General features: G+C 57.8%; 23 protein-coding genes and 1 pseudogene. 4 read left to right on the top strand and 20 right to left on the bottom strand.

Going from position 1 to position 25,354, the window contains the following annotated elements:
* Window positions 1–55 precede the first annotated feature (55 nt).
* The 4 genes from glrR to purL form a co-directional block, all read right to left on the bottom strand.
* Entirely contained in the window at window positions 56–1,393 is a 1,338-nt protein-coding gene (glrR, locus tag NR795_RS11380) for a two-component system response regulator GlrR (RefSeq protein WP_257758298.1), read from the bottom strand.
* A complete protein-coding gene (qseG, locus tag NR795_RS11385; protein ID WP_257758236.1) occupies window positions 1,393–2,127 on the bottom strand; it encodes a two-component system QseEF-associated lipoprotein QseG in 735 nt (244 codons plus the stop codon). Before qseG ends, glrR begins: the two co-directional genes overlap by 1 nt.
* On the bottom strand, window positions 2,128–3,558 hold the full coding sequence (gene qseE, locus NR795_RS11390; RefSeq protein ID WP_186370578.1) for a two component system sensor histidine kinase QseE/GlrK: 1,431 nt from the start codon (window positions 3,556–3,558) through the stop codon (window positions 2,128–2,130).
* Window positions 3,559–4,056: 498 nt separating this feature from the next.
* Window positions 4,057–7,944, bottom strand: a complete 3,888-nt coding sequence (gene purL / locus NR795_RS11395; RefSeq protein WP_257758237.1) for a phosphoribosylformylglycinamidine synthase — start codon at window positions 7,942–7,944, stop codon at window positions 4,057–4,059.
* 266 nt (window positions 7,945–8,210) lie between these two features.
* On the opposite strand from purL, the gene mltF reads away from it, so the two are divergent.
* On the top strand, window positions 8,211–9,785 hold the full coding sequence (gene mltF / locus NR795_RS11400; RefSeq protein WP_257758238.1) for a membrane-bound lytic murein transglycosylase MltF: 1,575 nt from the start codon (window positions 8,211–8,213) through the stop codon (window positions 9,783–9,785).
* Here mltF and tadA read toward each other — a convergent pair.
* From tadA to murQ, 4 genes and pseudogenes are all read right to left on the bottom strand, one after another.
* Window positions 9,782–10,307 (bottom strand): annotated as a pseudogene (tadA, locus tag NR795_RS11405) (tRNA adenosine(34) deaminase TadA). The gene mltF and the pseudogene tadA sit on opposite strands and share 4 nt — an antisense overlap.
* A gap of 26 nt (window positions 10,308–10,333) precedes the next feature.
* Window positions 10,334–10,969: a phosphatidylglycerophosphatase C gene (gene yfhb, locus NR795_RS11410; RefSeq protein ID WP_144818129.1), complete on the bottom strand. Its 636-nt coding sequence runs from the start codon at window positions 10,967–10,969 to the stop codon at window positions 10,334–10,336.
* Window positions 10,970–10,972: 3 nt separating this feature from the next.
* Complete coding sequence (locus tag NR795_RS11415; protein WP_257758239.1) at window positions 10,973–12,337, bottom strand: PTS transporter subunit EIIC; 1,365 nt, start codon at window positions 12,335–12,337, stop codon at window positions 10,973–10,975.
* A 9-nt stretch (window positions 12,338–12,346) separates the two neighbouring features.
* Window positions 12,347–13,243 carry an N-acetylmuramic acid 6-phosphate etherase gene (gene murQ / locus NR795_RS11420; RefSeq protein WP_308219180.1) on the bottom strand — a complete coding sequence of 299 codons (897 nt, stop codon included), beginning with the start codon at window positions 13,241–13,243 and terminating at the stop codon, window positions 12,347–12,349.
* Between the two features lie 116 nt (window positions 13,244–13,359).
* Between murQ and NR795_RS11425 the strand changes: the two genes are divergently transcribed.
* Window positions 13,360–14,208, top strand: coding sequence for a MurR/RpiR family transcriptional regulator (locus tag NR795_RS11425; RefSeq protein WP_144818126.1), 849 nt, complete (start codon window positions 13,360–13,362; stop codon window positions 14,206–14,208).
* A gap of 55 nt (window positions 14,209–14,263) precedes the next feature.
* A complete protein-coding gene (locus NR795_RS11430) occupies window positions 14,264–14,524 on the top strand; it encodes a YfhL family 4Fe-4S dicluster ferredoxin (protein WP_144818106.1) in 261 nt (86 codons plus the stop codon).
* Here NR795_RS11430 and acpS read toward each other — a convergent pair.
* The 7 genes from acpS to lepA form a co-directional block, all read right to left on the bottom strand.
* Window positions 14,521–14,901: a holo-ACP synthase gene (gene acpS / locus NR795_RS11435; RefSeq protein WP_144818105.1), complete on the bottom strand. Its 381-nt coding sequence runs from the start codon at window positions 14,899–14,901 to the stop codon at window positions 14,521–14,523. The genes NR795_RS11430 and acpS overlap by 4 nt on opposite strands.
* A complete protein-coding gene (gene pdxJ / locus NR795_RS11440; RefSeq protein ID WP_144818104.1) occupies window positions 14,901–15,632 on the bottom strand; it encodes a pyridoxine 5'-phosphate synthase in 732 nt (243 codons plus the stop codon). Before pdxJ ends, acpS begins: the two co-directional genes overlap by 1 nt.
* Before the next feature lie 29 nt (window positions 15,633–15,661).
* On the bottom strand, window positions 15,662–16,387 hold the full coding sequence (gene recO, locus NR795_RS11445; protein WP_042395517.1) for a DNA repair protein RecO: 726 nt from the start codon (window positions 16,385–16,387) through the stop codon (window positions 15,662–15,664).
* A gap of 65 nt (window positions 16,388–16,452) precedes the next feature.
* Complete coding sequence (gene era, locus NR795_RS11450) at window positions 16,453–17,361, bottom strand: GTPase Era (RefSeq protein ID WP_144818103.1); 909 nt, start codon at window positions 17,359–17,361, stop codon at window positions 16,453–16,455.
* Window positions 17,358–18,038, bottom strand: coding sequence for a ribonuclease III (gene rnc / locus NR795_RS11455; RefSeq protein ID WP_042395511.1), 681 nt, complete (start codon window positions 18,036–18,038; stop codon window positions 17,358–17,360). The genes era and rnc overlap by 4 nt, the downstream gene beginning before the upstream one ends.
* 210 nt (window positions 18,039–18,248) lie before the next feature.
* Window positions 18,249–19,223 (bottom strand): signal peptidase I, encoded by a 975-nt coding sequence (gene lepB / locus NR795_RS11460; protein ID WP_042395509.1) that lies wholly within the window; start codon window positions 19,221–19,223, stop codon window positions 18,249–18,251.
* A gap of 17 nt (window positions 19,224–19,240) precedes the next feature.
* Complete coding sequence (lepA, locus tag NR795_RS11465) at window positions 19,241–21,040, bottom strand: translation elongation factor 4 (protein WP_042395506.1); 1,800 nt, start codon at window positions 21,038–21,040, stop codon at window positions 19,241–19,243.
* 287 nt (window positions 21,041–21,327) lie between these two features.
* Here lepA and NR795_RS11470 point away from each other — a divergent pair, with 287 nt between their 5' ends.
* Complete coding sequence (locus NR795_RS11470) at window positions 21,328–22,461, top strand: acyltransferase (protein WP_144818102.1); 1,134 nt, start codon at window positions 21,328–21,330, stop codon at window positions 22,459–22,461.
* 73 nt (window positions 22,462–22,534) lie between these two features.
* Here the strand turns inward: NR795_RS11470 and rseC are convergent, their stop codons facing one another.
* The 5 genes from rseC to rseD are packed head-to-tail and all read right to left on the bottom strand — an operon-like array spanning window position 22,535 to window position 25,298.
* Window positions 22,535–23,014 carry a SoxR-reducing system protein RseC gene (gene rseC / locus NR795_RS11475; RefSeq protein ID WP_257758241.1) on the bottom strand — a complete coding sequence of 160 codons (480 nt, stop codon included), beginning with the start codon at window positions 23,012–23,014 and terminating at the stop codon, window positions 22,535–22,537.
* The gene (rseB, locus tag NR795_RS11480) at window positions 23,011–23,964 is read right to left on the bottom strand and encodes a sigma-E factor regulatory protein RseB (protein ID WP_222888530.1); all 954 of its coding nucleotides are present in this window, start codon (window positions 23,962–23,964) and stop codon (window positions 23,011–23,013) included. The genes rseC and rseB overlap by 4 nt, the downstream gene beginning before the upstream one ends.
* Complete coding sequence (gene rseA / locus NR795_RS11485) at window positions 23,964–24,614, bottom strand: anti-sigma-E factor RseA (RefSeq protein WP_222888531.1); 651 nt, start codon at window positions 24,612–24,614, stop codon at window positions 23,964–23,966. The genes rseB and rseA overlap by 1 nt, the downstream gene beginning before the upstream one ends.
* Before the next feature lie 31 nt (window positions 24,615–24,645).
* A complete protein-coding gene (gene rpoE, locus NR795_RS11490) occupies window positions 24,646–25,221 on the bottom strand; it encodes an RNA polymerase sigma factor RpoE (protein WP_042395496.1) in 576 nt (191 codons plus the stop codon).
* Window positions 25,218–25,298: a rpoE leader peptide RseD gene (rseD, locus tag NR795_RS20720; RefSeq protein WP_243731523.1), complete on the bottom strand. Its 81-nt coding sequence runs from the start codon at window positions 25,296–25,298 to the stop codon at window positions 25,218–25,220. Before rseD ends, rpoE begins: the two co-directional genes overlap by 4 nt.
* Between the last annotated feature and the right edge of the window lie 56 nt (window positions 25,299–25,354).

The raw sequence follows: 25,354 nt of genomic DNA on the forward strand, positions 1-25,354 counted from the left end.
TCAGCAGCGTCGTAATCGATTGCTCACACTACCATATTTCACGTGCGTGTGCGGCCTACTCTTTAAAGTCGTTGGCGTCCAGCTCGTGACGAGAAAGCAGCTTATAAAACTCGGTGCGGTTACGCCCGGCCATCCGCGCGGCGTGGGTGACGTTGCCCTTAGTGATCTGCAACAGCTTGCGCAGATAGTTAAGCTCAAACTGGTTCCGGGCGTCAGCAAAGGTTGGCAGCGCGGTGTTCTCCCCCTCCAGCGCCTGCTCCACCAGCGCATCGCTGATCACCGGCGAGGAGGTGAGCGCCACGCACTGCTCAATGACGTTCACCAGCTGGCGTACATTGCCCGGCCAGGAGGCGGTCATCAGGCGTTTCATGGCGTCGGTAGAGAAGGCCCGCACAAATGCCTTATGCCGGCTGGCCGACTGACGCAGCAGGTGGTTGGCCAGCAGGGGGATATCCTCTGCCCGCTCCACCAGCGCCGGGATCTTCAGGCTGACCACGTTCAGGCGGTAGAAGAGATCCTCGCGAAATTCACCCCGCTCCATGGCCTTTGGCAGATCGCGGTGGGTCGCAGAGATGATCCGCACGTTGATATCGATATCGCGATTGCTGCCCAGCGGACGCACCTTGCGCTCCTGCAATACGCGCAGCAGCTTGACCTGAAGTGGGATAGGCATATCGCCAATCTCATCGAGAAACAGCGTGCCGCCCTCTGCCGCCTGGAACAGCCCTTCCCGGCTGCTGACCGCACCGGTAAAGGCCCCGCGCGCGTGACCAAACAGCTCCGACTCCAGCAGCTGCTCCGGCAGCGCGCCGCAGTTGATGGCAATAAAGGCATTTTTGCCGCGCGGGCTGGCGTTGTGGATCGCCTGGGCAAGGATCTCCTTGCCGGTTCCGCTCTGGCCGCTGATCAGCACGCTAACGTCGGACTGGGCCACCATGTGCGCCTGCTCCAGCAGGCGCAGCATCACCGGGCTACGGGTGATGATATTCTCCCGCCACGTCTCGTCGCTGGCGGGGGCCGCATGCTCAAGGGCATCGTCGATAGCTTTATACAACGCATCTTTGTCCACCGGCTTGGTGAGAAAGCCAAATACCCCGCGCTGGGTGGCAGCAACGGCGTCGGGAATCGAGCCGTGGGCGGTGAGGATGATCACCGGCATGCCCGGCTGGACGCGCTGGATCTCGGCAAACAGCTGCATGCCGTCCATCTCGTCCATCCGCAGGTCGCTGATCACCAGATCGACCTTCTCCCGCGCCAGCACGCGCAGCCCCTCCTGGCCGCTTTCGGCGGTCACTACGCTATAGCCTTCGCTGGTCAGGCGCAGGCCCAGCAGCTTCAGCAGGCCGGGATCGTCATCCACCAGCAGCAGATGGGCAGGTTTACGCGGCGTCATCATGGCTTAACCTCCTCCTGTTGGGCATCCGGCTGTGCCGGACGGGTGCTGTCGGGGAGCTCCGCCCCGCCAGGTTTGCGCGTCGAGAGCCGCCGCTCAATGTCAGTTAAGTTCTCCAGCTTACGCGAGGTGATCTCCAGCTCCTCGCGCAGATGCTGCTGCTGCTGACGTAACGCCTCCAGATCGCTGTCCCGTGACTCCTGAAGCTTGGCATAGCGCGAACGCTCCTCTGCCAGCTGAAGCTGCGTCGCCTGACCGTCGCGCCACACCTGGAACAGCGTCCGCACCTGCATTGGCAGCTGCGGGCTGAGGGTGTCCATCCGCGTAGTAAAGGCGCGTCTCTCAAGCGGGGTAATTTTGGCGTTGGCCAGCAGAATGCCGCGCTTGAAGGTAGACTGCCAGGTGTCATCCGGCCAGCGCCTGGCTTCGGCACGTGCCATTACCGGCGAGAGGCGCTCCGCGCAATCCATGCCGCGCAGCCAGTAGAGTGGATTCGACTCAACGGCCTGCCCGGTGAGCGACCAGACGTTATCACAGGGCGTTGACAGAAAATCGGCCAGCTGATGCTGGGGAAGCTTCTCTTGCTGAACTTTATTCACCGGTTTAAGGGGGGCGTCAGGTGCGCAGCCCGCCAGCAGCAGGCAGGTTAAGCCAACAGGCAACGTGGAATGCTGCGAAATCATTTTCACAACGCGACTCAAAATATGCGACATAGTTACCTGATATAGATTCATTTAGCTTTTATCCGATCCAGCCAGCGGCAGCTCAATGCGAAAACAGACGCCCGCTTCATCGCTGGTGACCAGCTGCAGTTCACCCTGCATGCGCAGAATACAGTCCCTGGCGATGCTCAGACCCAACCCGCTGCCTTTTACCGCGCCTTTTCGCTGGTGGCTACCTTGATAGAAAGGTTCGAAAATCATCTCCCGCTCGGCCTGCGGAATAGGTGTACCGCTATTGGTGACCTCTATACGCAAGCGCGTGCCGTGCGGATAGCTACGAATAAGAATGTTACCGGATTCAGTGCCATAGTGCACCGCGTTAGAGTAGAGATTGTCCAGCACGCTCAGTAACAGCACCGGCTCCGCCAGACAGCTCTCCGCCTTCAGCGCGATCTCCGTATGCATCATTTTAGCCCGTGCCGGTAAACTGTGAGCGGAGATCACCGTCTCGACCAGCGGTGTAATGGCTACCGTCTCCAGCTCTACTGCCCCATCGGCCAGCTTGCGGTTGTAGTCCAGCAGCTGCTCGATCAGTTTTTGCAGGTTGCGGCTACTGCCGTCCAGAATATCGACCACCTCTTTTTGCTCCGCCGTGAGTGGCCCCACCACCTCGTCGGCCAGCAGCTCCGTGCCCTCCCGCATGCTGGCCAGCGGGGTTTTCAGCTCGTGGGAGATATGGCGCAGAAACTGATGGCGCTGAGACTCCAGCCACGCCAGCCGCTCGCTGAGCCAGATGATGCGTTCGCCGACGGAGCGCAGCTCGCGCGGTCCCTTAAAGGCCACCCGACTGTTCAACGACTGCCCTGCCCCAAGCCGGTTGATCATTCGCTCAATCCCCTTCACCGGGCCGATGATCATGCGGGTAAAGAGCAGCACCAGCACCAGGCTGACCAGAAACAGCAGCAGCGCCTGCCAGCCAAAGAACTGACCGCGGGCGGCAATCTCCTGCTGAAGCTGCTGCCCGCGGTTAAACACCACTTTACGGGTAGTTTGCACCATCTCGGTATTGGCGGCAGCGAAGGCTTCAAGGCTGGTGGAGGCCGCCTGGGTGGGGCCGCTGTTGTGGCACTGCAGCTGGGCAAGGGCGTTGAGATCCTCCCGTAACGCCTGGGAGAGTCGCTCATCCGGCAGCACGTCAGCGTGGGCATCAAGCATGTCGCTGTAGCGTTTGCGCTGGCTCTGGTAGACCCGCGCCAGAGTGGGATCGTCAAGCACGCAGTACTGCCGGTAGCTGCGTTCCATCTCCAGCGCCGCGTTGGTCATCGCCTCGCTGCGCCGGGCATCGATAAGCGTGGTTCGGTTGGTGCGCGCCGCCTGGGCGCTGAGCGTGTTCAGGCTTTGCCACGCCTGCCAGGCCAGCACCAGCAGCGGCAGCAGAACCAACAAAAACGCCATAATGACAAGCTGTCGCAGGGAGTGGGGAAATGCAGGCCAGCGTTTCAACGCGTTACTCTCGTTAGAAAGGATTTACCGGAATGCTAGCTGAGGATGACCAAGGGGGGAAGGCTAAAAATAATAAAGCCGGGTAAAAACCCGGCATTATCATGGAATAGGCGGTGCCTTACTCGACGTTTCGCCTCGGGCCTGAAATAGCAGCGCTATGATCAGAAGTGAGACGGCAGGCACCTGTTTGTGCGTCATTCCAGGGTTTATGTAGCGCGTCCCGAAGGGGCTGACATAAGAAGGTGAATGAGCCACTGCGCTATTATATGCACAAGTTATGCCAATGTATATTGTTAATGCATAACTCTCTGTTTATATACCTGTTTTTTATTTTGTGAACTGCATCATCTTTGCGCTCTTTTTAAGCAAAGTGTCGCCAATTGACAACACCTAAAAAGCATCAAAAATAAAGCATTTAAAATCAATAAATTAAATGTCTCCAAATGGAGACATTTAATTTTGCCGCTGTCGGGATTTTGCGACAGCGGCCTTGTGCTCTTAACCCAGCTGCTTACGGGCGTTGCGGAAAATGCGCATCCACGGGCTATCCTCGCCCCAGTTTTCCGGATGCCAGGAGTTCGCCACGGTACGGAACACGCGCTCCGGATGCGGCATCATGATGGTGACACGTCCGCTTTCGCTGGTCACCGCCGTAATACCGTTCGGCGAGCCGTTCGGGTTGGCCGGATAGGTCTCGGTGACTTTACCGAAGTTATCCACGTAGCGCAGCGCAACCAGGCCCTTGCTCTCCAGCTGGGCAAGGTGCGAATCGTCACGCACTTCAACCAGCCCTTCCCCATGGGAAACCGCGATAGGCATCATCGAGCCAACCATACCCTGCAGCAGCAGCGATGGGCTTTGCGTGACCTCAACCAGGCTGAAGCGCGCTTCGAAACGATCGGAGACGTTACGCACAAAGCGCGGCCACAGCTCGCTGCCTGGGATCAGCTCGCGCAGATTGGACATCATCTGGCAGCCGTTACAGACGCCCAGGGCCAGGGTCTGCGGACGGTGGAAGAAGGTTTCGAACTCGTCGCGTACGCGCTCGTTGAAGAGAATAGATTTCGCCCAGCCCTCACCCGCGCCCAGCACGTCCCCGTAGGAGAAGCCGCCGCACGCCACCAGCGCGTGGGCGCTCTCAAGCGTGGTGCGGCCCGCCAGCAGGTCGCTCATGTGCACGTCAATGGCGTCAAAGCCCGCACGGTGGAAGGCGGCTGCCATCTCAACGTGGGAGTTAACCCCCTGCTCGCGCAGGACGGCCACTTTTGGCCGTGCGCCGGTGGCAATATAGGGCGCAGCCACGTCTTCATTAATGTCGAAGGAGAGCGTCACGTTGAGGCCCGGATCGTTATCCTGCGCCTTGGCGTTATGCTCCTGATCGGCACAGGCCGGGTTATCACGCAGGCGCTGCATCTGCCAGGTGGTCTCTGCCCACCACATACGCAGCGTGGTGCGGCTTTCACTGAACACCGCCTGGTCGTTAGCGGTAATCACGAAGCGATCGCCCGCAACGGCGTGGCCCAGGTAGTGTACGCAGTCGGTCAGGCCATGGGCGCTGAGGATGTTCTCCACCGCCTCACGATCTTCGGCGCGCACCTGAATCACCGCGCCCAGCTCTTCGTTAAACAGCGCCGCCAAACGGTCGCTGCCCAGGGCGGCGATATCGGCCTCGATCCCGCAGTGGCCGGTAAAGGCCATCTCGGCGAGGGTCACCAGCAGGCCGCCGTCTGAGCGGTCATGGTAGGCCAGCAGCTTACGCGCCGCCACCAGCGCCTGCATGGCGTCGTAGAAGCCCTTCAGCTGATGCACGTCGCGCACGTCTGCCGGTTTATCACCCAGCTGGCGATAAACCTGGGCCAGCGCCGTCGCGCCCAGCGCGTTATGGCCTTTGCCAAGGTCAATCAGCAGCAGGGCGTTATTGTCGGTAGAGAGCTGCGGCGTCACGGTGTGGCGCACGTCCTCAACGCGGGCAAACGCGGTGATCACCAGCGACAGCGGCGAGGTCATCTCGCGCTGCTCGCTACCCTCTTGCCAGCGGGTTTTCATCGACATCGAGTCTTTACCCACCGGGATGGTCAGGCCGAGGGCCGGACACAGCTCCTCACCCACCGCCTTCACCGCCTCATAGAGGCCGGCATCTTCCCCCGGGTGACCCGCTGCGGCCATCCAGTTCGCGGAGAGCTTGATGCGTTTGATATCGCCAATCTGGGTGGCGGCCACGTTGGTCAGCGCTTCGCCTACCGCCAGACGGGCGGAGGCGGCAAAGTCCAGCAGCGCCACCGGAGAGCGTTCTCCGATGGACATCGCTTCGCCGTAGTAGCTGTCAAGGCTGGCGGTGGTTACCGCGCAGTTGGCCACCGGGATCTGCCACGGGCCAACCATCTGATCCCGGGCGACCATGCCGGTGACCGTACGGTCGCCAATGGTCACCAGGAAGGTTTTTTCCGCCACCGCAGGCAGGTGCAGCACGCGGTTAACCGCTTCGGCCACGGTAATGCCCTGCGGGTCGAAGAGATCACCAGCGGCTTTCAGCGACTCAACGTTGCGGGTCATCTTCGGCGTTTTACCGAGCAGGACGTCCAGCGGCAGATCGATAGGCTGATTGTCGAAGTGGCTGTCGGTCAGGCTCAGGTGACGCTCTTCGGTCGCTTCGCCGATCACCGCATACGGGGCGCGCTCACGGCGGCACAGGGCGTCGAAGAGATCCATCTGATCGGCAGCCACCGCCATCACGTAGCGCTCTTGTGATTCGTTACACCAGATCTCCAGCGGGCTCATGCCCGGCTCGTCGCTCAGAATGCTGCGCAGATCGAAACGTCCGCCGCGGCCGCCGTCGCTCACCAGCTCCGGCATGGCGTTAGAGAGACCGCCTGCGCCAACGTCGTGAATAAACAGGATCGGGTTGGCATCGCCCAGCTGCCAGCAGCGGTCGATTACCTCCTGGCAACGGCGCTCCATCTCCGGGTTATCACGCTGTACCGAGGCAAAGTCGAGATCGGCATCGGACTGGCCAGAGGCCATGGACGAAGCCGCCCCACCGCCAAGACCGATATTCATCGCCGGGCCGCCGAGCACGACCAGCTTCGCGCCAACGGTAATCTCGCCCTTCTGCACGTGATCGGCGCGGATGTTACCGATACCGCCCGCCAGCATGATCGGCTTATGGTAGCCGCGCAGCTCTTCGCCGTTGTGGCTGTTGACCTTCTCTTCGTAGGTACGGAAGTAGCCGGTCAGCGCCGGACGGCCAAATTCGTTGTTGAACGCCGCGCCGCCCAGCGGACCGTCGGTCATGATATCCAGCGCGGTAACGATACGATCCGGCTTGCCGAAATCCTCTTCCCACGGCTGCTCAAAGCCCGGAATACGCAGGTTAGAGACGGAGAAGCCCACCAGGCCCGCTTTCGGCTTCGCGCCGCGGCCGGTTGCACCTTCGTCACGGATCTCACCGCCGGAGCCGGTTGCCGCGCCCGGCCATGGCGAGATCGCCGTCGGGTGGTTGTGGGTCTCGACCTTCATCAGGATATGGGTAGGCTCCTGATGGAAATCGTAACGGCCTGCTTCGCTATCGGCGAAGAAGCGCCCAACCTCTGAACCTTCCATCACCGCCGCGTTGTCTTTATAGGCCGACAGCACGTGGTCCGGGGTTTTCTCAAAGGTATTTTTGATCATTTTAAACAGCGACTTCGGCTGCTGCTCGCCGTCGATTACCCAGTCGGCGTTGAAGATCTTGTGTCGGCAGTGCTCGGAGTTCGCCTGGGCGAACATGTACAGCTCGATGTCGTTCGGGTTGCGCCCGAGGGTGGTGAAGGCATCGAACAGGTAATCAATTTCGTCTTCCGCCAGCGCGAGACCCAGACGCTGGTTAGCCTCTACCAGCGCTGCACGTCCCTGTTCCAGCATGTTCACGCTCTCTACCGGCGCGGGCTGATGGTGGGCAAAGAGTTTCTCCGCCTCTTGCAGTGCGTCAAAGGTCGTCTCCATCATGCGGTCATACAGCTCGGCGGCCACCGCCTGCCACTGTTCAGCGCTCAGGGTAGACGCTTCAACGTAGTAAGCGACGCCGCGCTCAAGGCGGGCGATCTGCGTCAGGCCGCAGTTGTGGGCGATATCCGTTGCTTTTGAAGACCAGGGAGAGATGGTCCCCGGACGCGGCGTCACCAGCAGCAGCTTGCCGGCAGGCGCGTGGCTGCTCAGGCGCGGGCCGTAGGTCAGCAGGCGGCCGAGCTGGGCGTGTTCATCGGCATTTAGAGGAGCGTTGAGGTCAGCGAAATGGACATACTCAGCGTAAATGTTGCTTACCGGGAGGGCGGCTGCCTGAAAGCGTGCCAGCAGTTTGTTGATACGGAATGCAGACAGTGCAGGCGAACCACGCAGAATTTCCATCATAAGTCTCTCGTCTTTAGCGCGTCGATGACGCTGTAAGAATGCGCCAGGGGGAAAACGGGCGTCATTATAAAGAATCCTGCCCGCCGACGAAACCGTTTGCGTGGAAATAAAATTGCCCGAAATTTTTAGCAATAGATGTTACCTAATTCTCTAATAAGTTGCTAAGTGCCGCAATCTTAAGCAAAATGCCGCTCACTTCCGGATAAATGCTTTTCTATAATAATGACGGCGGACTGAGGCGTCAGGTGACGCAGAGAATTAACTCCTTGAGAAAATTAAAGTTTAATTATCTGCTTATCGGCATTGTGACTCTGCTGCTGGCAGCAGCTCTGTGGCCCTCGATCCCCTGGTCGGGTAAAGCCGAAAACCGCATCGCTGCGATCCAGGCGCGCGGCGAGCTGCGCGTCAGCACCCTGGTCTCTCCGCTTACCTGGAACGCCACCAGTGATAAACCCACCGGCCTCGATTACGAGCTGGCCGAACAGTTTGCTACCTATCTTGGCGTGAAGCTGCGCATTACCGTGCGGCAAAACATCAACCAGCTGTTTGACGATCTCGATAACGACAATGCCGATATGCTGGCGGCCGGGCTGGTCTATAACAACGAACGCATCAAGCACTATCAGAGCGGGCCGGTCTACTATTCCGTTTCCCAGCAGCTGGTCTATCGGGTAGGCAGCCTGCGTCCACGCACGTTAGCCTCAGTGACCGATGCACAACTGACCGTCGCGCCAGGGCACGTTGTCATTAGCGATCTGCAGGCGTTAAAGGAGAAGAAGTATCCGGATCTGAGCTGGAAGGTGGACGAGAAGCTGGGCACTAACGATCTGCTCTTGCAAGTTGCTCAGGGAAAGCTGGCCTATACCATCGCCGACTCCGTGGCCATAAGTCTATTCCAGCGCGTGCACCCCGAGCTGGCGGTGGCGCTGGATATTACCGACGAGCAGCCGGTGGCATGGTTTAGCCAGAATGATAGCGATAACGCCCTCTCCGCCGCCATGCTGGACTTCTTCAACGTGATTAACGAGGACGGCACCCTGGCGCGCCTTGAGGAGAAGTATCTCGGCCACGGCAAGGGGTTCGACTATGTTGATACTCGCGCCTTCCTGCGCGCCATCGATAGCGTCTTGCCTGACCTGCGTCCGCTGTTTGAAAAGTACGCCCAGAAGATCGACTGGCGTCTGCTGGCGGCCATCTCTTATCAGGAGTCCCACTGGGACACCCAGGCCACCTCCCCCACCGGCGTACGCGGCCTGATGATGCTGACTAAAAATACCGCCCAGAGCCTGGGCCTGACCGATCGCACCGATGCTGAACAGAGCATCAGCGGCGGGGCGCGCTATCTTCAGGATATGATGGATCACGTCCCGGCAACGGTGCCCGAGGAGGAGCGGATTTGGTTTGCACTGGCGGCCTACAACATGGGCTATGCCCATATGCTTGACGTCCGCGCCCTGACGGCGAAGACCAAAGGCAACCCGGATAGCTGGTCAGATGTCAAACAGCGTCTGCCGCTGCTTAGCCAGAAGGCGTGGTATAGCAGGCTTACCTATGGCTACGCCCGCGGGCATGAAGCTTACGCCTACGTGGAAAATATCCGTAAGTATCAGATTAGCCTGGTAGGTTATCTGCAGGAGAAAGCGCGGCAGCAGGAGCAGCAGATTGCTCACGAGCAGCGTATGGCGCAAAGTTATCCGGTGGTCGCTCAGGAGGAGCTCGCCGAGACCCACTATGGCGTGATGCCGCTGAGCGCCTTCTCTCCCGCCGAGGCGTTCGGTCAGTCCAGCTTTACGCTACCGGGGATTTTGAACCAGGCGTCAGCAGGCGCTGAGACGCCTTAGCGCGCCTGCTTTTGCGCTTTGATCGCCAGCCGACGCTGGCGGAAAAATTCGCTGAGCATGCCGGAACACTCCCCATTTAGCGTCCCCTCGACGATCTCTACCCGGTGGTTCATGCCAGGATGGTGCAGGACATCCATCAGGGAGCCTGCCGCGCCGGTTTTCAGATCGCGCGCGCCAAACACCAGCGTGCCGATACGGCCGTGAACCATTGCCCCCGCACACATAACGCAGGGCTCCAGAGTGACGTAGAGGGTGGTATCAAGCAGACGGTAGTTTTGTAGCACCAGCCCCCCCTGACGCAGGGCCATGATCTCGGCGTGCGCGGTGGGATCGTGGCGGCCAATGGGCCGGTTCCACCCCTCGCCAATCACGCGGTCGTTGTGCACCAGCACCGCCCCGACCGGCACCTCCCCTTCATCCCAGGCGCGCTGCGCGAGCATAAGCGCGTGGCGCATCCAGTATTCATGGGTCAATTCGGTATCGGACACGGCTCAGCACTCCAGTAGTCAAAACGGGGCGCATTATACACAGGTGTAAGTACGCACACACTATTCGAGTTGCTGAAGCTCACCGTGGGGGGTGACACGCCACCGATGCTCGCAGAAGTAGAGCAACGGGTTATCCTGCTTGCTGTCGCTGTAGCCGCTGTAGAGGCGCAGCGGCGTGCCGATTTTCCGCTCCAGCTGCACCACCTTCTCATGCCCGAGGCAGCGCATGGAGAGCACCCAGCCACCGTGGCTGCGGCGGATCTGGCTGGCGATCAGGTTGACGCGGGGCAGCCAGGGGGTATCAAAATAGACCTGCTCTACCAGCGGCTGCGGGGAGCCAGTGATCAGCCAGATATCAGCATCGGAGGCGTCGAGATAGTTGGTCAGGCGATCCTGCACCACCGGGAAGGCGGTGACGCGCTCGCGAAACCAGGTTACAAATGACTTCTCCAGCGCTTTAAGCCGCGCCTCGCTGTGGCCAAAGGTGCAGCCCCACAGCAGCAGGCTCATCGGCCAGCGGGCGGCCCGCCCCTTTACCAGTAACGCAATGCCGATAACCGGCAGCAAAGGTAGAACGAGCAGCGCATTGAGTGGCTGATGCCGCAGCAGATACCGCAGAAATGTCCCGAACATATCCTGCTGATGCAGCGTTCCATCCAGATCGAAAAACACAACACGACGCTCGCTATTTGCCAAACCCTACTCCTTTGGATCGTTAAAACCTAACAGCCAGGTAAACACGAACCCGGCGAGGACAGCCAATAAATAGCCTAACAGATAGATCGTGACTTTTCCGGTAACAATCGTTAAAGCCAGCGGTAAACCGGAAATGCCAAAGGTAATGACCGTCGCCACTTTCCAGTAGCAGACCAGTGCCCCACCCACCGCGCCGCCCAGACAGGCACCGATAAACGGCTTACCCAGCGGCAGCGTAACGCCAAAAATCAGCGGCTCACCGATGCCGAGCAGCCCCACCGGCAGCGCGCCTTTGATGACCGTTTTTAACCGGGTATTGCGCGTTTTCAGCAACACGGCGAGCGCCGCCCCGACCTGACCGACGCCTGCCATTGAGAGGATGGGTAACAGGGCGTTATAGCCATGCGCCTGGACCAGCTCCACGTGGATCGGCACCAGCCCCTGATGCAGGCCGGTAAGCACCAGCGGCAAAAAGGTCCCGGCCAGCACCGCCCCCACCAGCAGGCCGCCGCGATCGATAGCCCAGCCTGCCCCCTGAGCAATAGATTCAGAAATCCACCCCCCGAGCGGCTGTAGCGCCACGATAGCTATCGCCCCGGTGATGAGCGTGGTCAGCAGCGGGTTGAGAATCAGCTCCAGCGAACCCGGTAGCCGCTCGCGCAGCCGCTTCTCAAACCAGCACATCAGGGCTACTACCAGCAGCACGGCGATCACCCCGCCGCGCCCAGGCTGCAACGCTTCGCCAAACAGGGTGATCTGCGCCAGCTGCGGGCTGGAGAGAATACCGGCCATCACCCCGCCTAACGCCTGCGAGCCACCGAAGACCTTCGCCGCGTTGACCCCCACGAGAATATTCATGATCGCAAACACGGCGCTGCCAAAGATGCCGAGCAGCCCCAGCAGGTTGGGGTAGTGAATCGCGATATCGCCAGCAATATCGGGCCGCTTCAGGATATTGATAATGCCGGTGATCAGCCCGGAGGCGATGAACGCCGGGATAAGCGGAATGAAAACGTTCGCCAACATGCGCAGGGCGTCGCTCATTGGCGCTTTATACTGGGCTTTTGCCTGCGCCTTATTACGGTCGATCTCATCCGGGATCGGTGCAGCCTCCGCCCCGTTAACCAGCGAGCGCATGGCATCCACTACCTGGCCCGCTCTTCCTGGCCCGACAATCAGCTGATGCTGCTCACCCTGCTTAACGTAGCCGCTGACGCCCGGAAGCGCTTTCAGCCCGCTGATATTGAGCAGCCCCTCATCCTGCACCTCAAACCGTACGCGGGTCATACAGTTTTCCAGCCGCAGAATATTGCCCTGCCCGCCAATGCCCTGCAGGATCTCTCCTGCCAGCGTCAGTGACTTATCCATGTGTACCTCTTAGCTATTCAGCGCGGCGCGTAAGAATCCCTGGTGCATGTCGAGCCGGGCGCGGGCTGCGTCCACGTCCAGGCCGGTCAGCACCATTAAAATAGCGGGCTTGACGTCATACCCGGTCTGCTCCAGCACGCTGCGAGCCTGCTCAAGGGTAACGCCCGTGGCTTCAACTACCATTCGGCAGGCGCGGTCAATGAGCTTAATATTGCTCGCTTTCATATCGACCATCAGGTTTTGGTAGACCTTGCCAAACTTAACCATCGCCCCGGTGGAGATCATGTTCAGCACCAGCTTCTGCGCCGTGCCGGACTTGAGGCGGGTAGAGCCGGTCAGCGCTTCCGGCCCCACGACCGGCGAGATAGCAATATCCGCCGCCTGAGCTATCGGCGAACCGGGATTACAGGAGATAGCCACCGTGGTGCAGCCTGTAGCCCGGGCATACTTAAGTCCGCCGATAACGTAAGGCGTGCGGCCAGATGCGGCCAAACCTACTACCAGATCCTGGGGGGTGAGGGTCAGGTCACGCAGATCGTCCTCCCCCAGCTGCGGGTTATCCTCTGCTCCCTCTACCGCTTTAAGCAACGCCCCTGGACCTCCGGCGATCAGGCCAATCACCAGATCGTGCGGGACGCCAAAGGTCGGCGGGCACTCCGAGGCATCCAAAACGCCGAGCCTGCCGCTGGTGCCTGCGCCCATATAGATGATACGTCCACCTGCTTTCAGCGCTGTCGCGGCAGCATCCACTGCCCGTGCAACATCTGGCAATGTCTCTTTCACTGCCAGCGCGACCAGCGTATCCTGTTGATTAAAACGGGTTACTAACTCGATAGTCGAAAGCGCGTCCAGATCCATCGTCTCAGAATTTCGCGTTTCTGATACCAGTGAGCCAAGATTCATTATCAGTACCTTTTGAATATTTTATTCGTGTCCAGCGCAGTATAATGGAATATATAATTCATTGATGCCTGCGAACAGGATGTTTGTAGCCGTTGTCACGTTTTGCCCCTGGAGTTGTCATGAACTGTTTGATTCACATCCGTCAGCGCTATACGGGCCTGGCGCAGAGCGATAAAAAGCTGGCGGATTTTCTGCTTACCCAGCCCGCTCGCGCGCTCCATCTGAGTTCTCAGCAGCTGGCCGCCGAGGCGGGCATCAGTCAGTCGAGCGTGGTGAAATTTGCCCAAAAGCTAGGGTTTAAAGGCTTTCCGGCGCTTAAGCTGGCGATTAGCGAAGCGCTGGTTAGCACGCCAACGCCCCACTCCGTTCCGGTACATAACCAAATCCGCGGCGACGATCCCCTGCGCGTGGTGGGCGAGAAGCTGATCCATGAGAAGGTCAGCGCCATGAACGCGACCCTTGATGTAAATAGTGAAGATAAGCTGCAGGAGAGTGTGATCATGCTGCGCGATGCGCGACGGATCGTACTGACGGGCATCGGCGCATCCGGGCTGGTGGCGCGTAACTTTGGCTGGAAGCTGATGAAGATTGGTTTTCACGCCGTGGTCGAGCAGGATATGCATGCCCTGTTAGCAACGACCCAGGCGATGGAGAGCAGCGATCTGCTGCTGGCTATCTCCTATACCGGCGAAAGGCGGGAGATCAACATGGCGGCGGATGAAGCCTTACGCGTTGGAGCAAAGATCCTGGCGATCACCGGCTTTACCCCTAACGCCCTGCAGCAGCGTTCAACCCGCTGCCTCTATACCATTGCCGAAGAGCAGGCCACCCGCAGCGCCGCCATCTCCTCTACCAGCGCCCAGATGCTGCTCACCGACCTGCTGTTTATGGCCCTGGTGCAGCAGGACCTGGAGCACGCCCCGGAGCGGATCCGCCACAGCGAAGCGCTGGTGAAAAAACTGGTCTGAGCACAAATCGGGCGTATAATACCCGCCCTGCTTGTGTAGCTTCTGAGATTTTCCGATGGCGTTGCTGATCACCAAAAAATGCATAAACTGCGATATGTGCGAACCCGAGTGTCCGAACGAGGCCATCTCGATGGGTGAGAGCGTTTATGAGATTAACAGCGATCGCTGTACGGAGTGCGTCGGCCACTACGAGACGCCGACGTGTCAGAAGGTCTGCCCTATCCCCAATACCATTCTCAAGGATCCGGCGCACGGTGAGAGCCAGGAGCAGCTGTGGGACAAGTTTGTCCTGCTGCACCACGCGGATAAGATCTAACTCTCGATAATTACCGTCGCGCAGGCGTAACGGCGTTCATCCGCCAGGGTGACGTGCATATGGGTCACGCCCAGCCGCTCTGCCAGCTTCAGCGCTTCGCCCCACAGGCGCAGACGCGGCTTGCCTAACTCGTCGTTAAACACTTCAAACTGGTTGAACGCCAGACCGTTGCGGATCCCGGTCCCGAACGCTTTAGCCGCCGCCTCTTTCACCGCAAAGCGCTTGGCAAGAAAGCGTACCGGCTGCTGGTGCGCCTGGTAGATTTCCCACTCGTTAGCGCTCAGTACCCGCTTTGCCAGCCGTTCGCCGGAGCGGGAGATGACCGCTTCAATGCGGTCAATCTCCACAATATCCGTGCCTAAGCCCAGAATAGCCATCAGGCGCGCGCTTCCAGCATCAGGCGTTTCATCTCGGCGACCGCCTCTTTCAGGCCGCTCATCACCGCCCGGCCAATAATGGCGTGGCCGATGTTCAGCTCGTGCATCTCCGGGATGCGGGCGATAGGTTTCACGTTGTGATAGGTCAGACCGTGGCCAGCGTTGACCTTCAGGCCGAGGCTTGCCGCATAGGTGGCGGCGCTGGCGATGCGCTCCAGCTCTTTGGCCTGGGTGGCGTCGTCTTCCGCGTCCGCATAGCAGCCGGTGTGAATTTCGATGTAGGGTGCCCCTACCTCTGCGGCGGCTTTGATCTGCTCGCGATCGGCATCGATAAACAACGACACCAGGATCCCGGCCTCCGCCAACCGCGTGCAGGCGTCGCGCATCTTATCCCGCTGCCCGGCCACGTCCAGTCCGCCTTCGGTGGTGACCTCCTGGCGCTTCTCCGGTACCAGGCAGCAGAAGTGAGGTTTAGTCTCGCAGGCGATAGCCAGCATCTCTTCGGTGACCGCCATCTCCAGATTCATGCGCGTATCGAGCGTCTGGCGCAGCACCTTCACGTCGCGGTCGGTGATGTGGCGGCGATCCTCGCGCAGATGCACCGTAATACCGTCCGCCCCCGCCTGCTCGGCAATAAACGCCGCCTGGACCGGATCCGGGTATGCCGTGCCACGCGCGTTACGCAGGGTGGCAATGTGATCGATATTAACGCCTAACAGTAGTTCAGCCATGACAATACAATCCTCGAATATCCTTTGTTTTATGGTGCATCCGGCGCTGGCCGTTTCGGCACAAACTGGCGAAACAACTCCCGGCTTTTTAACGGCTTACCGCCAAGATACGGCTTCAGGGCCGCGCGGGTAAAGCGTTTCGCCGCTTTTAACGTATCGCTATCGGGAAACTCACGCTCGGCGAGCGCCCGCAGCTGACGGCCGGTGAAGGTACGGTTATCGATTACCACGCTGGCGATAAACCCCTTCTCCTCCCGGTAGCGATAGGTCATGGTGTCCTCTACCGCTTCGCCGGTCCCGGCGCAGTGCATAAAATCGATGCCGTATCCCAGGTGCCCCAGCAGCGCCAGCTCAAAGCGCCGGAGGACCGGTTCGGGCGAGCCGCTCAGGCCTGCCAGCGCCTGGATACAGTGCAGGTAATCGAAAAAAAGTTCAGAGAAGCGCGTCTCATGTTCAAGCACGCGAGAGATAAGTTCGTTAACGTAGAGGCCGCTGTAGAGCGTGATACCACTCAGAGGGAGCGCCAGCGACACCGCTTCGGCGCTGCGCAGGGTTTTGACTTCACCCCGGCCGCCGAAGCGTACCAATAGAGGCGTAAAGGGCTGGAGTGCGCCCTTAAGGTTGGAACGTTTTGCGCGTGCGCCTTTAGCAACAAGGCGCACGCGGCCCGACTCTTCCGTGAAGACGTCCAGCATCAGGCTGGTTTCGCTCCAGGGACGACTATGGAGAACAAAAGCGCGCTGCCACCCTTCCATTAGCCTCTATACTCGTCGTCTTTCATGCCGCAGGTACGTTGGCCGTACCCGTTCGTTTCGGTCAATTACTTGAGGTCGTCAACGTAGCCGAGGCTACGCAGGGCGCGCTCGTCGTCGGCCCAGCCGGATTTGACCTTCACCCACAGCTCAAGATGCACCGGAGCTTCGAACATCTCCTGCATATCTTTGCGGGCTTCAATACCGATGGTTTTGATCTTGGCCCCTTTGTTGCCAATCACCATCTTCTTCTGCCCCTCGCGCTCAACCAGGATCAGGCCGTTGACGTCGTAACCGCCACGCTCATTGGTGACAAATTGCTCGATCTCAACGGTCACCGAGTAGGGCAGCTCTTCGCCAAGGAAACGCATCAGTTTTTCACGGATGATCTCTGAGGCCATAAAGCGCTGGGAACGGTCGGTAATGTAATCTTCCGGGAAGTGGTGGATCGCTTCCGGCAGGTGCTTACGCACGATGCTGGCAATGGTATCCACGTTCATCCCGGTCTCGGCAGAGAGCGGCACGATATCGAGGAAGTTCATCTGGCTGGCGAGGAACTGCAGGTGCGGCAGGAGATCCGCCTTCTCCTGCACGTTATCGACCTTGTTAACCGCCAGGATCACCGGCGCTCTGCCGTCGCGCAGCTTGTTGAGCACCATCTCATCGTCCGCCGTCCAGCGGGTACCTTCCACCACGAAGATCACCAGCTCAACGTCGCCGATAGAGCTGCTGGCCGCCTTGTTCATCAGGCGGTTGATAGCGCGCTTCTCTTCCATATGCAGGCCCGGGGTGTCCACGTAGATGGCCTGGTAAGCGCCTTCGGTATGGATCCCCGTGATGCGGTGACGCGTGGTCTGCGCTTTACGGGAGGTAATAGAGATCTTCTGCCCAAGCAGATTGTTCAGCAGCGTAGATTTGCCCACGTTGGGACGTCCAACGATGGCAATAAATCCGCAGTATGTTTTTTCGTTGCTCATTCCAGCTCCAGTTTTTTCAACGCCTGTTCGGCGGCTGCCTGCTCCGCCTTACGGCGGCTGGAACCTGTGCCGACCACCGGTTCACTCAGGCCGCTTACCTGGCAGTGGATAGTAAATTCCTGATCGTGGGCTTCACCACGCACCTGCACAACCAGATAGGTTGGCAGCGGCAGGTGACGACCCTGTAAAAATTCCTGCAAACGCGTCTTCGGATCTTTTTGCTTATCTCCTGGGCTGATCTCGTCCAGGCGAGTTTGATACCAGTAGAGGATCAGCTTTTCGACGGTCTGGATATCGCTATCGAGAAACACGCCGCCAATTAACGCCTCAACGGTGTCGGCCAGAATAGACTCCCGGCGAAAACCGCCGCTTTTAAGCTCGCCCGGCCCTAAACGCAGGCACTCGCCCAGCTCAAACTCGCGGCCGAGTTCAGCCAGCGTGTTGCCGCGCACCAGCGTCGCGCGCATCCGGCTCATATCGCCTTCGTCCACGCGGGGGAAGCGGTGATAGAGCGCGTTAGCAATAACGAAACTTAAAATGGAGTCACCCAAAAACTCCAGACGCTCATTGTGTTTGCTGCTGGCGCTGCGATGGGTTAACGCCTGCTGCAATAACTCCTGATGTTGAAAAGTGTAGCCCAGCTTCCGTTGAAGCCGATTAATTACGATGGGGTTCATGCGATACCAATAGGATGAATGCGTCAAAAATGCAGCACACGAAACCGACCTGAAGAGAACAACGCGGTTTCGTGTGCCGTGGCTCCCTGCGGAACCAGCCTTAACTTCGGGGGAATATTCTATACACAACGGCGAGGGATGTCGTTAGCCGGGACTGATTTATCGTGGAAATAATTTGGGTTGCAGTCAGATTCGCTGCAACCCGACGGATTAGTGGATGCCACCGATGCGATTTAAGCGCACGCCGGTAGGCCACTCGCCCTCTTGTTTCTCGAAGCTCATCCAGATCGCGGTGGCCCGACCTACCAGATTCGCCTCCGGCACAAAGCCCCAGTAACGGCTGTCCGCGCTGTTGTCGCGGTTATCACCCATCATGAAGTAGTGTCCCGGCGGCACGATCCAGGTCGCCAGCGGCTGGCCTGGCTGCTGGTGATAGAGCCCCAGCTGATCCTGCGCAATCGGCACGGTCAGAATGCGGTGCGTCACGTCACCCAGCGTCTCTTTACGCTCGGCGAGGCGCACGCTGTTCTCTTTGGTTTCGCCCGGCGGCAGCTGGAAGAAGCCGCTGCTAGCCTCGCCACCGTTACGGCGGCTAAAGGTCTGGACAAAATCGCTGGGCGCCACGTTGGAGTAAGTGATCGGCAGCGCGCTGGCGCACGCCTGACCGGAGCTGCACCCTGGCTGTACCGTAACCTGCTTGGCAACCGGATCGTAGCTGACCTTATCGCCCGGCAGGCCTACCACGCGCTTGATGTAGTCCAGGCGCGGATCGTCCGGATACTTAAACACCGCGATGTCGCCGCGTTTCGGATGGCCGGTTTCGATCAGCGTTTTCTGGTAGATCGGATCTTTAATCCCGTAGGCAAATTTCTCCACCAGGATAAAGTCGCCGATCAGCAGGGTTGGCATCATCGAACCAGATGGGATCTGAAACGGCTCATAGATAAATGAGCGCACCACCAGCACAATCGCCAGCACCGGAAACACAGAGGCTCCGGTCTCCAGCCAGCCCGGTTTCGGGCTCACTTTTTTCAGCGTTTTTTGATCCAGCGTATCGCCCGCCGCCGCCTGGGCTGCGGCCTGCCGCTCCCGACGCTTTGGTGCAAATACGGCCTTGTCCAGGCACCAGAGCAACCCTGTCACCAGGGTTGCAATCACCAGGATCAGGGCAAACATGTTCGCCATACCAACTCCTTAATGGTTTATTTGCCGTCTTTACCTACGTGCAGAATGGCGAGGAACGCTTCCTGCGGCAGCTCAACGTTACCGACCTGCTTCATACGTTTCTTACCGTCTTTCTGCTTCTGCAGCAGCTTTTTCTTACGGCTAACGTCACCGCCGTAGCACTTGGCGAGAACGTTTTTACGCAGCTGTTTCACCGTCGAGCGGGCAATAACGTGGTTACCGATGGCGGCCTGGATCGCGATGTCGAACTGCTGGCGCGGGATCAGCTCTTTCATCTTCTCAACCAGCTCGCGACCGCGGTACGGCGCGTTATCGTTATGGGTGATCAGCGCCAGGGCATCAACACGTTCGCCGTTAATCAGGACGTCAACGCGGACCATGTTAGAGGCCTGGAAGCGCTTGAAGTTGTAGTCCAGCGACGCATAGCCACGCGAGGTGGACTTCAGGCGATCGAAGAAGTCGAGCACCACTTCCGCCATTGGGATCTCATAGGTCAGCGCCACCTGTTTACCGTGGTAAACCATGTTGGTCTGCACGCCGCGCTTCTCAATGCAGAGGGTGATGACGTTGCCCAGGTACTCCTGCGGCAGCAGCATGTGGCACTCGGCGATAGGCTCGCGCAGCTCCTGAATATTATTCAGCGGCGGCAGCTTGGATGGGCTGTCGACGTATACCGTCTCTTTCGAGGTGGTCACAACTTCGTACACTACGGTCGGCGCAGTGGTGATCAGGTCCAGATCGTATTCACGCTCCAGACGCTCCTGAATGATCTCCATGTGCAGCAGGCCAAGGAAGCCGCAACGGAAGCCGAAGCCCAGCGCGGTAGAGCTTTCCGGCTCGTAGAACAGGGAGGCGTCGTTGAGGCTCAGCTTGCCCAGCGCATCGCGGAAGTTCTCGTAGTCGTCAGAGCTAACCGGGAACAGACCCGCGTAAACCTGCGGTTTCACCTTTTTAAAGCCCGGCAGCGCTTTATCCGCCGGGTTGCGAGCGGTGGTCAGGGTATCGCCCACCGGCGCACCAAGGATGTCTTTGATGGCACAGACCAGCCAACCAACCTCGCCGCACTTCAGCTCGGTGCGGTCAACCTGCTTCGGCGTAAAGATGCCCAGGCGATCGGCGTTATACGTCTGGCCGGTGCTCATCACCTTGATCTTATCGCCCTTGCGCATGGTGCCGTTGTTGATACGAACCAGAGAGACAACGCCCAGGTAGTTATCGAACCAGGAGTCGATGATCAGCGCCTGCAGCGGCCCCTCAGGATCGCCCTGCGGCGGGGGAATATCACGTACCAGACGCTCCAGCACGTCGCCCACCCCTACCCCGGTCTTCGCGGAGCAGCGTACGGCGTCGGCGGCGTCGATACCGACAATGTCTTCAATCTCTTCCGCCACGCGCTCTGGATCGGCAGCCGGCAGGTCGATTTTGTTCAGAACCGGAACCACTTCCAGATCCATTTCCATCGCGGTGTAGCAGTTAGCCAACGTCTGCGCTTCCACGCCCTGGCCTGCATCGACGACCAGCAGCGCGCCTTCGCACGCCGCCAGCGAACGGGAAACTTCATAGGAGAAGTCAACGTGTCCTGGGGTGTCGATAAAGTTCAGCTGATAGGTTTCACCGTCAGCGGCTTTATAGTCCAGGGTTACGCTCTGGGCTTTGATGGTGATCCCGCGCTCGCGCTCAAGATCCATGGAGTCCAGCACCTGGGCTTCCATTTCGCGATCGGAGAGGCCGCCGCAAAGCTGGATGATACGGTCAGACAGCGTCGATTTACCGTGGTCGATGTGCGCAATGATGGAGAAGTTACGTATATTCTTCATATGTAAGGATTTTCTAACCCAAGTGTTATTTTAAATCATTTGATGGACATGGCAGCGAACGTGCAGTGCTACTTACCGTCCCGTACATTGCCGAGCATCTTACACTGTAGAGGGCAAATCGTCAGCATAGGATCCTTTCATTAACATAAAAGGTTACATTCCTGCACGATTCTCACTTCCCACTATATGATGAGAACAACTTAAGCATATCCAGCACCGGGTATCGCTCAGTCCATCGGTAAGTGCTACTATGCGCGAGTCTGTATACATGACTACTCGGATCTATAATGTATAATTTATATTTAATTGTGATATTTTCTTTATCTCTGCTCTTGGTAATAAAAGCATTAAATTATTTACCCCACCCTGCTTCACAAGGAAGAAATATAACCCTTGACGCCTTCAGGGGCTTATTAGCACCCTTAGTACTATGTCATCATTTCGTTCTCACCTATCATTTCAAAGTGGACGGCGTTTGGGGGTTAGCGAAAAATAAACTTGTTAGTAATATTGGTGCCATTCCCGTATCAATGTTTTTTATGATTACTGGCTATCTTTTTATCGGGAAAATTTGCCGTGGAGGCATCCACTGGCGCGAATTGGCTATTAATAGGGTTTTGCGCATTTACCCTCTCTTTATATTTGTTTTAGGTGTGATTTATACCATCTACTTTTTTTATTATAAAGGCCACGCTACGCCCGGAGAGCTCATATTTTCATTTCGCGAAGCATTGATATTTAATCTTCCACCGTTAAATGGTATTGAGATCGCATCATTTATAAGCGGAGCCCACTGGACGCTCATTTACGAAGCTGTCTTTTACCTGTCGCTTCCTATCCTGGCTCTGCTTAATCTGAAGACGCTAAGCGTACGGGCTATTTTATGTGCAGCACTACCTGCAATAATTCTATATAGTAGCTATCATACACTGGGTCTGATAGACGATCTATTTACTCTTTTTGCTTATGGTGGTCTCGCCTACGCTATCGCCTCTTCACGGTTCGCTTATATCTTCAGAAGCAAACTTATGACATACATTGCGCTAGTGACGTTAATTTATGCCCTATTCTTCTCACATTACTACACTTATAAACAGATGTTTTTAATTAGCATCTCATTTTGCTGTATTGCGGCCGGTAATGATATGTTTGGATTACTAAAAAACAGAGGGTTAACTAAACTTGGTGATATTAGCTATAGCATATATCTGACTCATGGGTTTATTCTTTATACCCTTTTTACTCTTTTTAATTTACTTCCCTTTGCAGATACACCTGAATATATTTACTACCTTCTCCTTCCAGCGATTATGACGCTTGCATGCGGCGTAGCCATAATAACTTATACCTATATTGAGTCGCCCTTTCTTACGATTAATGCAAAGCTCAAAACACGGTTATTTAAAAAAGATAAAGCGTAGAACGAGAGTTAAACAGCGTTAAATGAACGCCTGGCTGAGGATGACTCAAGCCAGGCGGTGAAAAAGCGAGACTTTATAGGCCTGCGTCCGGAGTGTGCGTTTCTACACGTAGCTCGTTTGGCGGCAGGGCAACGCTCAGGATCACCGGCTGCCAGGCTTCGCGGGCAGCCAGCCTGGGTGAAAACGCGCGAGCCAGCAGAAAGCCCCCGACGCCGCCCAGCACCGCGCCGCCCATCGCCGCCAGGTCGTAACCAAACAGCGTCTGGAACAGTGCGGCCATGACAAACAGCCCCACCAGCGGTGACATATAGACCAGCAGCGCAGAGCTGAGCAGGCTGCCTTCGGCAATACCCAGCTCGACCTTCTGCCCGACCACCAGCGGCTGCTCGCTGGGCACGGAAATAGTGTGGGTCATCTGCGGACCGAGCTTGTTCAGAACGCGGCTGCCGCACCCTGCGCGCGAGGCGCAGCTGTTACAGGATGCTTTAACATCACAGCTGACAACGGCTTCGCCATTGCGCCATGAGACCACGGTTGCCCACTCTTTGATCATTGTGCTGCCCTGAATTTAAGACTGTCTGCAATACGTTTTGCAGTCTGCGGCGGAAGCTCGCCGACTACGGTAATCTCTGCGTTATCCCGCACTGTGGTGCTGACGGTACGACGCCCGGTGCGTAGCATTTGATCGCTGCTGTTCTGGCTGGCGCGGTTAACGTTAATAGAGAAGCTGAACAGGCCGTCAGAGAAGAGACGCGACTCCACCGGCATATCGATCGTCGGCAGCTTGCGACGGCTGCTGGAGACTTCGCTAAAGCCCTGCGGTAGCCAGGTCGCCGACCAGTTGAAATTGATCTTTTCGCCCGCCGGAACCGACAGCAGCGGCGGCAGGTTAGCTTTGGCGAGGTTCTCCATATTGCTTCCCACCTGCTCATTCACGGTGACCGCGACGACGCGGAACTGCTCCAGGGTCTCCCCGTCGCGATCGAGCAGATCGACCCGCATGGGAAGCTTGGTCTCCGCATCCAACCAGACAATATAGCTGTAGCGGGTACCGTCACGGGCCACGACGCGGATCACCTCGCACAGGCGATCGGCAATCCGGGTACGCCCTACTGAGATGAAATCGTAGAAGGCCGCTAGCCGTTTGAAATCGGTATAGACCAGAGAGGGCAACGAATCGACGATGTAGTCGCCGGTCAGCGTAAACGGCTCAAGGCCCGGCTCGAAATAGCTTATTTCACTGCCGCGCTGAACGACCTCACGACGCGGGCCATCCATCTGTAACAGCTGGGCGAGAGGCTGATTTGCCAGCCGGGCATGTCGATAGCGTAACGACTCGACGCCCTGCTTATTAATGCTGACAAAAGAGAGCTCATAGTTGAGAGACTGGCTGGCCAGGTTCATCTGCTGCAACAACGCCCCGGAGGTGACATCAGCCGAGGCGTTAGCAGAAAACAACAGACTACCGGCCATGAGAGACATGGCACACCAAAGTTGCTTCATTACTGCGATTGCGTTCCTAAAGTTTGGGTTCCTGGCACCTGTACAGCGGCCTGCTGGGTTTGCGCCTGCTCAAACTGAAGCTGTTCGGAGTGCAGGCGACGCTGCAGCTCATAGTCCTGCAGCATCGCATTGATACGGCGGCGCTGCTCCTGAACCTGCTGCTGCTGACCCGCATCGGCAGTGGCCTCCGACGGGACGCCAAGGCTAACCGGGCTGGCTTTGCCCATCATAGGAAGCGTGTTAAACACCGGCGCTTCAGGCTGCTGGGCACTGTCGGACGGACTATTATAGTGCTGCACGCCAACGATCACCGCAAGCGAAACGCAGGCGGCTACGCCCATTTGCGTAAGCTGGCTTGCCCAGGGACGCACTTTGGCCCAGAACGGCATCTTCTGCCACTGCTGTGGCGCAGGCTGGGATTCCGGGATCAATGGTGTTGCCTGCCGTACCGGTTCGTCGGCAATAGCAGCCATGACGCGGGCTGAGATATCGAAATGGATGACGTCGGCAGTGTCACCGCGTAAAGCGTCACGCACCAGGTGATAACGCTCCCAGGTTTCCTGCATTTCCGGATCGCGAGACAGCTCCTTGAGCAGCTCGGTATCCAGCGTCTCACCATCCATTAAAGCGGAAAGCTTTTCTTTCTGCATGCCTAATACCTTTTCCAGTATCCCGCTATCGTCAACGCCTGATAAGCGGTTGAACTTTATTATCAATGGCTTCCCGAGCTCGGAAGATACGTGAACGTACCGTACCCACCGGGCAGTCCATAATGGCGGCTATCTCTTCATAGCTAAGGCCATCCAGCTCCCGTAAGGTAATTGCCATACGTAAATCTTCCGGAAGCGATTCAATGGTTCGGAAAACAATTTGTCTCAGTTCTTCTGACAACATTAAGTTCTCAGGGTTCGAAATTTCTTTCAGCGCCCCACCGTTTTCGTAGTTTTCTGCTTCTATAGCATCAACATCGCTGGACGGTGGACGACGACCCTGAGCGACCAGGTAATTCTTGGCGGTATTTACCGCAATACGATAGAGCCAGGTGTAAAAAGCGCTATCCCCCCGGAATGAATCCAGCGCGCGATAGGCCTTAATGAAAGACTCTTGTGCCACATCGGGAACGTCGCCCGACGGCACATAACGGGAAACCAGGCTCGCTACTTTATGCTGGTAGCGAACCACCAGTAAGTTAAAGGCTTTCTGATCTCCCTTCTGGACCCGTTCGACGAGGACCTGATCCGTTAACTGCTCGCTCATCCGAGGTAATGTCTCCCCAAACCTAATATCCACGCGTAATCGAAACGCCACTCCCACACAGCACTCTGAGCAAGCATGTGGTTAGAGAGACTTTTTCGGCAAAAGTTCCGTTACGCCTTTGTTTTTGTGTATC

The organism is Pseudescherichia sp. L3, from assembly GCF_024656065.1.
Taxonomy (GTDB): Bacteria; Pseudomonadota; Gammaproteobacteria; order Enterobacterales; family Enterobacteriaceae; genus Pseudescherichia.

Bases quoted from the DNA above. Each gene is read 5' to 3' on its own strand.
- NR795_RS11430 (WP_144818106.1), top strand. From the start codon at position 14,264: ATGGCGTTGCTGATCACCAAAAAATGCATAAACTGCGATATGTGCGAA.
- rseB (WP_222888530.1), bottom strand. From the start codon at position 23,964: ATGAAGCAACTTTGGTGTGCCATGTCTCTCATGGCCGGTAGTCTGTTG.
- rseC (WP_257758241.1), bottom strand. From the start codon at position 23,014: ATGATCAAAGAGTGGGCAACCGTGGTCTCATGGCGCAATGGCGAAGCC.
- qseG (WP_257758236.1), bottom strand. From the start codon at position 2,127: ATGAATCTATATCAGGTAACTATGTCGCATATTTTGAGTCGCGTTGTG.
- NR795_RS11425 (WP_144818126.1), top strand. From the start codon at position 13,360: ATGAACTGTTTGATTCACATCCGTCAGCGCTATACGGGCCTGGCGCAG.
- era (WP_144818103.1), bottom strand. From the start codon at position 17,361: ATGAGCAACGAAAAAACATACTGCGGATTTATTGCCATCGTTGGACGT.
- NR795_RS11415 (WP_257758239.1), bottom strand. From the start codon at position 12,337: ATGGATAAGTCACTGACGCTGGCAGGAGAGATCCTGCAGGGCATTGGC.
- rnc (WP_042395511.1), bottom strand. From the start codon at position 18,038: ATGAACCCCATCGTAATTAATCGGCTTCAACGGAAGCTGGGCTACACT.
- glrR (WP_257758298.1), bottom strand. From the start codon at position 1,393: ATGACGCCGCGTAAACCTGCCCATCTGCTGCTGGTGGATGACGATCCC.
- rseD (WP_243731523.1), bottom strand. From the start codon at position 25,298: ATGCTTGCTCAGAGTGCTGTGTGGGAGTGGCGTTTCGATTACGCGTGG.
- recO (WP_042395517.1), bottom strand. From the start codon at position 16,387: ATGGAAGGGTGGCAGCGCGCTTTTGTTCTCCATAGTCGTCCCTGGAGC.
- purL (WP_257758237.1), bottom strand. From the start codon at position 7,944: ATGATGGAAATTCTGCGTGGTTCGCCTGCACTGTCTGCATTCCGTATC.
- lepA (WP_042395506.1), bottom strand. From the start codon at position 21,040: ATGAAGAATATACGTAACTTCTCCATCATTGCGCACATCGACCACGGT.
- lepB (WP_042395509.1), bottom strand. From the start codon at position 19,223: ATGGCGAACATGTTTGCCCTGATCCTGGTGATTGCAACCCTGGTGACA.
- pdxJ (WP_144818104.1), bottom strand. From the start codon at position 15,632: ATGGCTGAACTACTGTTAGGCGTTAATATCGATCACATTGCCACCCTG.
- NR795_RS11470 (WP_144818102.1), top strand. From the start codon at position 21,328: ATGTATAATTTATATTTAATTGTGATATTTTCTTTATCTCTGCTCTTG.
- rseA (WP_222888531.1), bottom strand. From the start codon at position 24,614: ATGCAGAAAGAAAAGCTTTCCGCTTTAATGGATGGTGAGACGCTGGAT.
- rpoE (WP_042395496.1), bottom strand. From the start codon at position 25,221: ATGAGCGAGCAGTTAACGGATCAGGTCCTCGTCGAACGGGTCCAGAAG.
- acpS (WP_144818105.1), bottom strand. From the start codon at position 14,901: ATGGCTATTCTGGGCTTAGGCACGGATATTGTGGAGATTGACCGCATT.